10 protein-coding genes and 2 tRNA genes are annotated in these 11,960 nt (G+C 65.6%); 6 read left to right on the top strand and 6 right to left on the bottom strand.

Going from position 1 to position 11,960, the window contains the following annotated elements; genetic code table 11:
• Positions 1-14: 14 nt before the first annotated feature.
• The 4 genes from AUL36_RS16885 to AUL36_RS16870 all read right to left on the bottom strand — a co-directional run bounded on the left by AUL36_RS16885 (position 15) and on the right by AUL36_RS16870 (position 4,342).
• Entirely contained in the window at positions 15-959 is a 945-nt protein-coding gene (locus AUL36_RS16885; RefSeq protein WP_058599861.1) for a D-ribose ABC transporter substrate-binding protein, read from the bottom strand.
• Between the two features lie 82 nt (positions 960-1,041).
• The gene (locus AUL36_RS16880; protein WP_058599923.1) at positions 1,042-2,118 is read right to left on the bottom strand and encodes an ABC transporter permease; all 1,077 of its coding nucleotides are present in this window, start codon (positions 2,116-2,118) and stop codon (positions 1,042-1,044) included.
• A 26-nt stretch (positions 2,119-2,144) separates the two neighbouring features.
• Complete coding sequence (locus AUL36_RS16875; protein ID WP_058636715.1) at positions 2,145-3,683, bottom strand: sugar ABC transporter ATP-binding protein; 1,539 nt, start codon at positions 3,681-3,683, stop codon at positions 2,145-2,147.
• Entirely contained in the window at positions 3,683-4,342 is a 660-nt protein-coding gene (locus tag AUL36_RS16870; RefSeq protein ID WP_062222595.1) for a DUF2291 family protein, read from the bottom strand. Before AUL36_RS16870 ends, AUL36_RS16875 begins: the two co-directional genes overlap by 1 nt.
• A 541-nt stretch (positions 4,343-4,883) precedes the next feature.
• Between AUL36_RS16870 and AUL36_RS16865 the strand changes: the two genes are divergently transcribed.
• The 4 genes from AUL36_RS16865 (at position 4,884) to AUL36_RS16850 (ending at position 10,168) form a co-directional block, all read left to right on the top strand.
• Positions 4,884-5,849, top strand: coding sequence for a sugar-binding transcriptional regulator (locus AUL36_RS16865; protein WP_062222593.1), 966 nt, complete (start codon positions 4,884-4,886; stop codon positions 5,847-5,849).
• Positions 5,850-6,014: 165 nt separating this feature from the next.
• Entirely contained in the window at positions 6,015-7,652 is a 1,638-nt protein-coding gene (locus tag AUL36_RS16860; protein WP_062222591.1) for an FGGY-family carbohydrate kinase, read from the top strand.
• A complete protein-coding gene (locus tag AUL36_RS16855) occupies positions 7,652-9,163 on the top strand; it encodes a glycerol-3-phosphate dehydrogenase (RefSeq protein WP_062222624.1) in 1,512 nt (503 codons plus the stop codon). Before AUL36_RS16860 ends, AUL36_RS16855 begins: the two co-directional genes overlap by 1 nt.
• Positions 9,164-9,235: 72 nt before the next feature.
• Positions 9,236-10,168, top strand: coding sequence for a TIM barrel protein (locus tag AUL36_RS16850; RefSeq protein WP_062222589.1), 933 nt, complete (start codon positions 9,236-9,238; stop codon positions 10,166-10,168).
• A gap of 124 nt (positions 10,169-10,292) precedes the next feature.
• Here the strand turns inward: AUL36_RS16850 and AUL36_RS16845 are convergent.
• Both AUL36_RS16845 and AUL36_RS16840 read right to left on the bottom strand, forming a co-directional pair.
• Positions 10,293-10,377: transfer RNA gene (locus AUL36_RS16845), tRNA-Leu, on the bottom strand.
• Positions 10,378-10,473: 96 nt separating this feature from the next.
• Positions 10,474-10,558: transfer RNA gene (locus AUL36_RS16840), tRNA-Leu, on the bottom strand.
• 192 nt (positions 10,559-10,750) lie between these two features.
• Here AUL36_RS16840 and lipB point away from each other — a divergent pair.
• Together lipB and AUL36_RS16830 are read left to right on the top strand one after the other, a co-directional pair.
• On the top strand, positions 10,751-11,506 hold the full coding sequence (lipB, locus tag AUL36_RS16835) for a lipoyl(octanoyl) transferase LipB (protein WP_062222587.1): 756 nt from the start codon (positions 10,751-10,753) through the stop codon (positions 11,504-11,506).
• Entirely contained in the window at positions 11,503-11,958 is a 456-nt protein-coding gene (locus AUL36_RS16830) for a YaiI/YqxD family protein (protein ID WP_062222585.1), read from the top strand. The genes lipB and AUL36_RS16830 overlap by 4 nt, the downstream gene beginning before the upstream one ends.
• Positions 11,959-11,960 lie beyond the last annotated feature (2 nt).

Here is an 11,960-nt window from a genome sequence, read left to right as displayed (position 1 = left end):
AGAGCCCGAGCGCCTTACTCCTTCATGACGAAGGGCGAAGCGTACTGATCCACATTGTCCTTGTTGACGATGATGCAGTCGAAGAGCTGCTTCTCGCTGGCCGCGCCCGTCTTGCCATTCTTGATGAAGTTGTCGGCCTGACGAACCGCTTCCTTCGAGAAGATCGCGACCGGCTGAAGCACGGTGTAGGCGAGTTCGCCGGCCTTGATGGCGGCGACCGCATCGGGCGAGCCGTCGAAGCCGCCGACCGTGATGCCCGAAAGCTTGCCGGCTTCCTTCAGCGCGGCGATCGCGCCGAGCGCCATTTCGTCATTGCCGGAGATGACGCCGATGATGCCCGGATTGGCCTGAAGCAGGCTCTGCATCTTGGCGTAGCCCTGACGGCGATCCCAGTTGGCGACATCCGAGCCGACGAGCTTCAGGTCCGGATACTGGCTGAGAACGGTCTTGTAGCCGTTGGAGCGCGTGGCGGCGTTGTTGTCCGAAGGCGCGCCGAGAAGCTCGACATAATTGCCCTTGTCGCCGACGGTCTCGACCCACTGCTGCGCACCGAGCGCGGCGCCCTGCGCGTTGTTCGAGACGAGCTGCGCCTTGGCGAGACCTTCCTGGTTGATCTCGGCGTTGACGAGGAAGACCGGGATGCCGGCTGCAACGGCCTTCTTCACCGCGCCGACCGAACCGTCCGCATTGGCGGGATCGAGGATGATCGCCTTGGAGCGGTTGGTGATCGCCGTGTCGATCAGGTTGCTCTCGGTGTTGGTGTCGCCCTTGTGGGAGGAGACGACCGTCTCGTAGCCGAGATCCTTGGCGGTCTTGGAGGCGATCTCGCCTTCCGTGAACCAGTAGGGGTTGGACGGATCGTTGACGATGATCGTCACCAGGCCGTCGGCGAAGGCCGAGCCGGCGAAGGTAACGGCCATGATACCCGCGAGCAGGAGGCTCTTGCCCGATTTCAACATGCTTTCTCTCCCTTGGTGGTCTGTGGCTGGTAACGCGCCGGGCGGTTGAGGCCCGGCGTTTTCCGCGCGTCGGTTCAGGCCCTCAGGCCTTGGCACCCTGCTGCGGGGAAGGCGTGGCGGCGCGCTTGGGGCGGCGGCCATATTGGATGCTGTTGAGCAGAACGGCGAGCACGATCACCGCGCCGGTGAAGACCGTCTGCCAATAGGACGAAACGCCGATGATGACGAGACCGTCCGACAGGAAGCCGATGACGAAGGCGCCGAGCAGCGTGCCGCGAACCGTGCCGCGACCGCCCGTCAGCGCCGCGCCGCCCACGACAACGGCGGCGATCGCCGTCAGCTCGTAGGTCGAGCCCGCCGTCGGGCCGGCCGAGGTCAGCTGCGAGGACAGGACGAGGCCGGCAATCGCCGCGCAGACGCCCGACAGGACATAGACGAGGATCTGCGTGCGCGGCACCGGAACGCCCGACAGTTCGGCCGCGCGCGCATTGCCGCCCGTGGCGTAGACCCAACGGCCGAAGGCCGTGCGCGACAGGAGAACGCTGCCGATGAGGGCGACGACGGCGAGGATCAACACGCCGATCGGCACACCGAAGAGGCGGTTGAAGCCGAGCCAGTCGAAGCCCGTATTGCCGAGATCCGCGCGGCCGCCGAGATTGTTGTAGGTCAACCCGTTGGTCATCAGAAGCGCCACGCCGCGCGCGACATAGAGGACGCCGAGCGTCGCAACGAAGGCCGGCACCTTCAGATAGGCGATCAGCGCGCCGTTCAGAAGGCCGATCAGCGCGCCGAGCGCGCAGGTCAGCACCACGACGGCCCAGACCGGCGGATACAGCACGACGCCGAACGCAGGCAACGTGACGCCCTGCATCAGGAAGCCGGCGATCACGCCGGCAAGGCCCAGGGTCGAGCCGACCGAGAGATCGATGCCGCCGGTCAGGATGACCAGCAACATGCCGATCGCCAGAAGGCCGAAAATGGCGACGTGCGAGGCCATGATCAGGAAATTGTTCACCGTGAAATAGAACGGCGACAGGATCGAGAAGACGACGATGATCGCGATAAGCGCGAAGAAGGCGCGACCCTCCAGAAGAAGGCGGGCGAGGTCGAAGCCCTCGGAGCCTGCCTTTCTGGGTGCGCTAGCGGTGCTGGTGGTCATGATCGGGATTCCGCTCTCTTTCTGGTTCACGCGACCACGGCCTCGCCCGAAGCGGCCATGATTTTTTCCTTGGTGACGCCCGCCGGGAATTCCGCCGAAATGCGGCCCTTGCTCATCACGATGATTCGATGTGCGACGCCGAGGCACTCGCTGACCTCGGAGGTCGAAAAGACGACCGCCAGGCCTTCACGCGCGCGCTCGGCCAGAAGCTTGAAGACTTCCGATTTCGCGCCGATGTCGATGCCACGGCTCGGCTCGTCGAGCAGCACGACCTTGGGGTGCGTGGCCAGCATCTTGCCGATCACCACCTTCTGCTGGTTGCCGCCCGACAGGGAGCCGATGGGCGCCGCGCCGCCTGCCGTCTTCACATGGACGCGGCGGATCGAATCGGCGACGATGTCCTTCTCCACACGGGTCGAGGTGAAGAGCCGGCGGGTGAAGGCCTTGATGCTGGCCAGCGACAGGTTCTCGCCGACCGACATGGTCTGGACCAGGCCGTCGCGCTGGCGATCCTCGGGCACGAGCACAAGCCCGGCCTGGATGCGCTCGGCGATGGAGAGGTCCGAGATGTCTTCGCCGCGCAGCAGGACGTGGCCGCCGCTGACGGAGGTGCGCCCGGCGACCGCTTCCAGAAGCTCGGTGCGCCCTGCCCCCATCAGCCCGTAGATGCAGACGATCTCACCGGCCCGCACGTCGAGCGAAAGCCGCTCCACCGCGTCCGCGCCGGTCGGCAGCGTCACGGAGACATCGCGCACCGAAAGCGCGACATCGCCGAAGGCATAGCCCGAAGGCGGCGAGCCGAGATCGTAGTTCTCGCCCACCATGTGACGCACGATCCATTCCAGATCGATCTCGCGGCGCTCGGCATAGGCCGTCATCGCCCCGTCGCGCAGCACGACCGCGTGGTCGGTGATCTGCAGCGCTTCTTCGAGGTGATGCGAGATATAGACGATGGCGACGCCGCGGTTGGTGAGATCGCGGATCACCTTGAACAGAACCTCGACCTCCGAGGCGCTGAGCGCCGAGGTCGGCTCGTCCATGATGAGAATGCGCGACTTCATCGAGAGGGCACGCGCGATCTCCACGATCTGCTGTTGCCCCAGGCGAAGCTCCTCGACCGGCGTCAGCGGGTCGATGTCCTCTTCCAGCTCGGTCAGAAGCGCGCGGGCGATCTCGGCTTCCTTCTCGAAATCGACGCCGGTCGCGGTCTGGATCTCGCGGCCCATGAAGATATTGTCGCGCACGCTGAGGTTCGGCGCGAGGCTGAGTTCCTGGTGGATGATGGAGATGCCGCGATCGCGCGCGTCGTTGGCCGAGGCGAAGACGACGGGCTCGCCGTCCAGCACGATCTCGCCCGATGTCGGCGGCGTGACACCGGACAGGATGCGCATGAGCGTCGACTTGCCGGCGCCGTTTTCGCCGAACAGCGTGGTGACCTGCCCGCGATGAATGTCGAAGTTCACGCCTTTCAGTGCATGGACGCTGCCATAGGACTTGGCGACGTTGCGTGCCGAGAGGACGACCTCGCCCTTGCGCGGCTCCGCGGAGGATGCGGACGCGGCCATCACTGCACCGTCAGCTTGACGGGCGTGACGAGCCAGTTCTTGGCGTTCACGAGGCGGAAGGCACCGGTGACGGAGATCGTCTTGCCGGCAAGGCTCTTGGTGTCGATCGGCGCGAGAACCTCGGCCTTCATGGCGTTGTTCAGCGCGGAACCCGCGTCCTGATATTCGATCTGGTTGGTGAACTGGCCGAACTCGATCGTCCCTGTCGCGTCGCGCAGCTCGGTGCCGTTGATGGCCGGCCCGGTCTGAACCCGCAGGGTCACGCCAGCTGGCATGTTCGGGACGGTGACCGTATAGATGCCGGCCTTCGGCTCGCCCGCGACGCCCGTGAAAGAGACCGGCAGAACCGAGGTTCCGCCCGAAGCCACGCCGTATTTCTCGGCGGCGGCGGTCTTGTTCTCGGCAATCGCGGCGGCCAGCACCGGCGCATCCACCGCCTTGGCAGCGATCGCGTCGCGCACCTTGGGGAATTCTGCCGGGCCATAGGTCTCGGCCGAGAAGCGTTCAGGCCCGCTGGCTGCCTCGGACCCGATCCGCACGAGCTTGGTGTCGAAGGCAATCCCGACCAGAAGCGCGAGGCCGATGAGCGAGGTGACGATCGTGCCCGGGCCGACGACGCGGCGCTTGGCCTTGGGGACGGAAAGAGTGGATGCGGTCATGACAGGCGACCTCCCATTGATGTTGAGCCGGCGCGGGCTGCGGACAATCGCGCGCCGCACCGGAAAAGATCGGCGATGCGTTCAGTGCGAGCGGGGAAGCGTGCGGCGAGCGCGGCCAGAAAGCTGCCGCGCGGCATGATCCAGCCGGGATGCCATCGTCAAGCGCATAAGACTGCCTCCCCTGCGAAGCCGAACCGACCCGATCCTCCACGTCGGCCGACCTCGTCACCTACCGCCACACGCTCAGCCCGTGTTACATATTCTGTGATCTTGAACACAAGAACTGTTAGAAATCCAACAACCTGTCAATCGTCGACAAGGGTTCAAGACACGACATATCGAAGGGATGGTTTCGAAACTGCGAGCAAGCGCGCCACAGTCACTGCCTCATTCCCGGCAGCGTCCATCGCCTCACTAGAAATCCGCCATCTCCCACCGCCCTGCGCACCAACGCCGTGATTTCGTTGACAAGCGCGAGGCTGCGTGAAAGACTTTGCACCAATTGAAAAATAATTCAATACGCAAACCTCTGGGATCGAACATGGCGCGGATCGCGACCAAGCGGGCGGATGACGACAGCCTTGCCATTCGCGCCGCCTGGCTTCACTTTGCCGCCGGCCTGACGCAGGCCGAGGTGGCCGAGCGGCTCGGCGTGTCCAATGTGAAGGCGCATCGACTCGTCTCCTGGGCCAGCCAATCGGGTGCGGTGAAGGTCACGATCGATGGCGACGTGACCGAATGCCTGCTTCTGGAAGAGCGCCTGTGCCAACGCTTCGGCTTGGCCTATGCGCAGGTCGTTCCCAATCTCTATGAGGACGGGTTGCCCTTACGCGCGCTCGGCATCGCGGGCGCAGGCTATCTGAAGCGCGAGATCGAAGGCACGGAGGGCCGCGTCATCGGAATCGGCCATGGGCGTACGCTTGCCGCAGTTATTTCCGCCAGCCCCCGCATCGATTGCGGCTCGACCCGCTTCGTCTCGCTGATGGGCGGGCTGACACGCAATTACGCCGCCAATCCGCATGACGTGATGCATCGCCTCGCCGAGCGCACGGGCAGCGCCGCCTATGTTCTGCCGGTTCCCTTCGTTGCGAATTCTGCGGCGGACCGCGAAGTGCTGCTGTCGCAGCGCGGTGTCGCGGATGTCTTTGCGCTCGCGACCACCGCCGATCTGATGATTGTCGGGATCGGCACGACGCAGCCCGATGCGCAACTCGTCGGCGCCGGCATGATCGATCTCGACGAGATTCGCGAAGTGCAGAACGGTGGTGGTGTCGGCGAGATCCTCGGCCATTTCTTCGATCGGGCCGGCCAGCCGATCGACACCTCGCTCGCCGCGCGCACCCTTTCGCCCGATCTAGTAGCCCTCCAAGAGCGCCGAATCGTGGCGATCGCCGGTGGGCCAGCCAAGATCGAGGGGATCGGCGCCATTCTCCGCAGCGGACTGTTGAGCGGTCTCCTCACCGACGAGCGCACCGCAACGGCGCTGATGGAACGCGCCGAAAACTGACACTTAGGGTCACGGCAGTTCACCGCCAACCGGTTGACATGACGACAAGCCGGCTTCGCGCTTCGGACCCAACCGACCGGCCGGCATCAAAGGGAGGAATCTTCATGCAAGGCTTCAGCGCCTCTTGTTTCCCGGCCGCGCCTGTCTCGAGCGACGAGGCCTGATATGTCGCACACGCAGGATCTTCTGATCGGCATCGACGCCGGAACCTCGGTGATCAAGGCCGTGGCCTTCGATCTCGGCGGCCGGCAGATCGCGGTCGCATCGGTTCTCAACCATTATGCGCTCGGCCGCGACGGCTCCGCCCGGCAATCGCTGAGCCAGACCTGGGACGACTGCGCCCGCGCGCTGCGCGATCTCGGGACGAAGGTGGAAAACCTCGCCCGCCGCACCGCTGGCGTCGCCGTCACCGCACAGGGCGACGGGACATGGCTGGTCGGCGCGCGCAACCGGCCGGTGACGGATGCCTGGCTCTGGCTGGACGCCCGCGCCGCGCCGAGCGTGCGCCGCCTCGTGCAATCGTCGCTTGAGCGCCAGCGCTTCGAGCGCACCGGCACGGGCCTGAACACCTGCCAGCAGGGCGCGCAGATGGCGCATATGGACGCCACCTCGCCTGAATTGCTCGACGGCGCGGAAGTCGCACTTCACTGCAAGGACTGGCTCTATCTCAACCTGACGGGCGTCCGCGCGACCGACCCGTCCGAGGCGAGCTTCACCTTCGGCGATTTTCGCACGCGGCGCTATGACGACACGGTGATCGAATCGCTGGGTCTGACCCATCGTCGCTCGCTCCTGCCCGAGATCGTGGACGGGACTGAGACCACCCATCCGCTGTCCGCGGAGGCCGCGCAGGCGACCGGGCTGCTCGCCGGGACGCCCGTGAGCCTGGGCTATGTCGACATGGTGATGACGGCGCTCGGCGCGGGCGTCCATGCCGGCGGCGCGCCCGCCGCCTGCTCCACGGTCGGCTCGACCGGCGTTCACACGCGCGCGGTTTCCGCCTCCGACGTCGTGCTGAACGCCGAGGGCACGGGCTATGTGATCGCGCTGCCGATTCCCGGCATCGTGACGCAGGTCCAGACCAACATGGCCGCGACGCTCAATATCGACTGGGCGCTGCGCATGGCGGGCGACCTTCTGGCCGAGATGGGCTGCGAGACGAGCCATGCCGATCTCGTGCAGCGCATCGAAGGCTGGATGCAGAAGAGCCAGCCGGGCGCGCTTCTCTACCACCCCTATATTTCGGACACCGGCGAGCGCGGGCCCTTCGTCAACGCCGATGCGCGGGCCGACTTCATCGGTCTGTCCGCCAACCACCGCTTTCCGGACCTGCTTCGCGCCGTCGTGGAAGGCCTCGGCCTCGCCGCGCGCGACTGCTACTCGGCCATGGGCGACCTGCCGGCTGAACTCCGGCTCACCGGCGGCGCGGCACGCTCCAAGGCGCTGCGCGCGGTTCTCTCGGCCTGCGTCGAGGCTCCCGTTCGCGTCTCCGCGCGGGAGGAAGCGGGCGCAGCGGGCGCGGCCATGATGGCCGCCGTCGCCATCGGTGCCTATCCCACGATGGACGCCTGCATCGCGGAATGGGTGACGCCGCTTCTGGGCGAAGCCGAAGCGCCGAATGCCGATCTCGTGCGCACCTATCGCGGCCTCTTCCCGGCCTATGCGCAGGCGCGACGCGCTCTCGTTCCGGTCTGGAGCCAGCTGGCGGATCAGCGCAACGCGCCCGCCAGCGCGCCCGATCTCGAACCCGAACACACCGAACAGACCCTACTCGCGGCCCAGTCGGCCGAAAGGAGCGCATGATGACGGATATTCCGATGGTCGATCTCTTCGTGATCGGCGGCGGCATCAATGGCGCGGGCATCGCGCGCGATGCGGCCGGGCGCGGGCTCAAGGTCATTCTCTGCGAGAAGGACGATCTGGCGCAGGGGACGTCCTCGCGCTCGGGCAAGCTCGTCCATGGCGGGCTTCGCTATCTTGAATATTACGAGTTCCGGCTGGTGCGCGAAGCGCTGATCGAGCGCGAAGTGCTCTTGAACTCGGCGAGCCACATCATCTGGCCCATGCGATTCGTCCTGCCGCACAGCCCGCAGGATCGCCCGGCCTGGCTCGTGCGCCTCGGTCTCTTCCTCTACGATCATCTGGGTGGCCGCAAGAAACTGCCGGGCACACGCTCGCTGGATCTGCGCCGCGATCCCGAAGGCGCGCCGATCCTCGACCAATACACCAAGGGCTTCGAGTATTCGGACTGCTGGGTGGACGATGCCCGCCTCGTGGTGCTGAACGCCGTCGGCGCAGCGGAGAAGGGCGCGGAAATCCTGACCCGCACCGCCTGCACCAGCGCGCGCCGCGAGAACGGGCATTGGCGCGTCGAAATGCGTGACGAGCGCACGGGCGCGACGCGCACGGTTCTCGCTCGCTGCCTGATCAATGCCGGCGGCCCCTGGGTCAACGATATCGTTGGACGCGTGGCCGGCAGCAATTCGCGCCGCAATGTCCGCCTCGTGAAGGGCAGCCACATCATCGTTCCCAAGTTCTGGGACGGCGACCACGCCTATCTCGTCCAGAATCACGACAAGCGCGTCATCTTCATCAACCCCTATGAGGGCGACAAGGCGCTGATCGGCACGACGGACATTCCCTATGAGGGCCGGCCGGAAGAGGTGAAGGCCGACGAGTCAGAAGTCGAATATCTGCTGGCGGCCGTGAACCGCTACTTCAAGGAAAAGCTGCGCCGCAGCGACGTGATCGAGACCTTCTCGGGCGTGCGTCCGCTGTTCGACGACGGGCAGGGCAACCCTTCGGCCGTCACGCGCGACTACACGTTCGATCTCGATGAGACGGGCGGTGCGCCCTTGCTCAACATCTTCGGCGGCAAGATCACCACCTTCCGCAAGCTCGCCGAACATGCCGTGCAGAAGGTCGGCAAGTTCTTCCCGAACATGGGGCCGGACTGGACGGCCGGGTCCAAGCTGCCGGGCGGCGAGATTGAGAATGCCGATTTCGTCGCCTTCACCGAAAAGATGCGCGAGGCCTATCCGTGGCTGCCGCGTGGGCTCCTGCATCATTACGGCCATCTCTACGGCGCGCGGATGACCAAGCTCCTCGCGGGCGCGACCTCGATGGACGGGCTCGGCCGACATTTCGGCGCCAAGCTCTACGAGGCGGAAGTTCGCCACGTCGTGAACAATGAATGGGCGCTCAGCGCCGAGGACGTCTTGTTCCGGCGCACCAAGCAGGGGCTTCACATGAGCCCGGCCGAGCGCGAGACCTTCGCGCAATGGTTCGACGGCGAATTGCTGCGCGCCGCCTGAGGGTCGCAGCGCGGCCGGGCTCGCCCCCGGTCGCGCGCTTCCCCGCCTCCTCCCTATCCTGAGACGAGCCCCATGGCCCTGACCCTATCTCTCAACACCAATCCGCTGGTGAATCGCTTCGCCGACCCGAACGATCTGATCGAGACGGTGGCACGCGATCTGCGCATCCGCGACCTCCAGCTGACGCATGAGTTCATCAACCCGTCCTGGCCTGCGCCCGTCATCCGCCGCCTGACGCGGCAGATGGGCGCCGCGCTTCAACGCACGGGCGTTCGCGTGACGTCCGGCATGACCGGCCCCTATGGCCGGCTCAACCATTTCGGCCACCCCGACCGGGACGTGCGCCGCTATTACGTCGATTGGTTCAAGACCTTCGCCGACATCACCGCCGATCTCGGCGGCCTCTCCGTCGGCACGCAGTTCGCGATCTTCACCTTCCAGGACTATGACGACCCCGTCCGGCGCGAGGACCTGATCCAGATCGCGATCGACTGCTGGGCCGAGGTCGCCGACCACGCCAAATCAGCGGGCCTGTCCTATGTCTACTGGGAGCCCATGTCGGTGGGCCGCGAGTTCGGCCACACGATCGCCGAGACCATGGCGCTGCAGAACCGGCTGACGGCGGCCAACATGGCCGTGCCCATGTGGATGATGGCCGATATCGACCATGGCGACATCACCTCCCCCAACCCTGATGACACCGACCCCTATGCCTGGGCGCGCGCCGTGCCGAAGGTGTCGCCGATCATCCACATCAAGCAATCCACGATGGATAAGAGCGGCCATCGCCCCTTCACGGCCGAGCACAACGCCAAGGGCCGCATCCAGCCCGAGCCGCTGCTCAAAGCCTTCGCGGAAGGCGGCGCGGTGGACAATGAAATCTGCCTCGAACTCTCCTTCAAGGAGCGCGAGCCGAACGACCGGGCCGTGATCCCGGCCATCGCCGAGAGCATCGCCTTCTGGGCGCCGTATATCGATACAGGCGCCAGCGATCTGAACATCTGAACCAAAAAGGCCGGCCATTGCGCCGGCCTTTTCTTTGCGGCCGATCAGACGAGGCGCAGACCAAACGCAAAAAAAGCCGCAGGCGGGAGCCATGCAGCGATCATCAGATACATCAGGAAAATAATGGTGCGGTCGAGAAGACTCGAACTTCCACGGGTTGCCCCACAGCGACCTCAACGCTGCGCGTCTACCAATTCCGCCACGACCGCACGTCGTGTCCGAACTCTCGTTCGGAATGGCCTTTCGGCCGATCTGTCTAGAGATCAGTGGTAGTCTGATCTCATCCCCCAAAATCTGAAGGAGAATGGTGCGGTCGAGAAGACTCGAACTTCCACGGGTTGCCCCACAGCGACCTCAACGCTGCGCGTCTACCAATTCCGCCACGACCGCACGTCGTGTCCGAACTTTCGTTCGGTCCGAACTCTCGTTCGGCGCCGGCCTTTCGACCGGTGAGCGGCGTTTAGCAAACGCCCCCCGAGCGCACAAGCACTTTCGCCGCCCGCGGCTCGTTTTTCTTCGAACCCGTTGATCCCGCTGGCAAACAGACTTTGCACATTCGTCGCGGAGCGTTAGACAGATTTCATGGACGCGCCCCTCCCCCAGCCCAAACCGCGACTCGCCACGCAGCCGGAACATTTTCGGACGGAAGGGCCGAACGCGCCTGTCGATTGGATCATCCACGACGGGCTCATGCCCTACCCGCAGGCGCTCGATTGGATGGAACGGCGGGTGGAGGCCATCGCGCGGGGGGATGCGTCCGAGGCCGTGCTCCTGGTCGAGCATCCCCCGCTCTACACGGCCGGCACCTCCGCGCAGCCGGGCGACCTGCTTCAGCCTGATCGCTTTCCCGTGTTCGCAGCCGGGCGCGGGGGCGAATATACCTATCACGGGCCGGGCCAGCGCGTGGCCTATGTCCTGCTCGATCTCAAACGACGCCGGCCGGACATTCGCGCCTTCGTCTCGGCGCTCGAACATTGGGTGATCGAGACCTTGGCGCAATATCAGGTGCGGGGTGAGCGGCGGGAGGATCGCGTCGGCGTCTGGGTGCGCCGGCCGGAAAAGGCGCCGCTGCCCGACGGAACGCCGGCGGAAGACAAGATCGCCGCGATCGGCATTCGCCTGCGCCGCTGGGTGACGTTTCACGGCATCAGCTTGAATGTCGATCCCGACCTCTCCCACTTTTCCGGGATCGTCCCCTGCGGAATCTCCGGCCATGGCGTCACCAGCCTTGTCGATCTCGGCCTGCCCGTCTCCATGCCCGAGGTGGACAGCGTGATGCGCGCCGGTTTCGAACAGGTCTTCGGGCCGACCGAGGCGCGGGGCTTCGACGCGGTATGAGCGAGGCTGTTCGGGTTCTGGTGGATGGAGACGCCTGCCCGGTGAAGGACGAGGCGCTGGAGATCGCAACGCGCCTCGGGGCGCAGGCGGTCTTCGTCTCCAATGGGGGCTTGCGCCCCTCGCGCTATCCCGGCGCGCGACTCGTCACCGTGTCGGCCGGCGCGGATGCCGCCGATCATTGGATCGCCGAGGAGGCGACGGGCCGGGATGTCGTCGTGACAGCCGATATCCCCCTCGCCTCCCGTGCCCTCGAGAAAGGCGCGATCGTGCTGCATCCGGACGGGCGCGCCTTCACGCCGGAATCGATCGGCTATGCCCTCTCCATGCGCAGCTTCAACCAGCATCTGCGCGAGACCGGAGAGAGCAAAGGCCTCAACCGCGCCTTCACCGCACAGGACCGTTCGCGCTTCCGCCAAGAGCTCGACCGCGCTGTCAGGCGGCTGACATCGTAAAA

It is taken from the genome of Aureimonas sp. D3 (genome assembly GCF_001463805.1).
Taxonomy (GTDB): domain Bacteria; phylum Pseudomonadota; class Alphaproteobacteria; order Rhizobiales; family Rhizobiaceae; genus Aureimonas; species Aureimonas ureilytica_A.
Note: the sequence above shows the minus strand (reverse complement) of the source record. Positions and strands in the feature narration are given on the sequence as shown.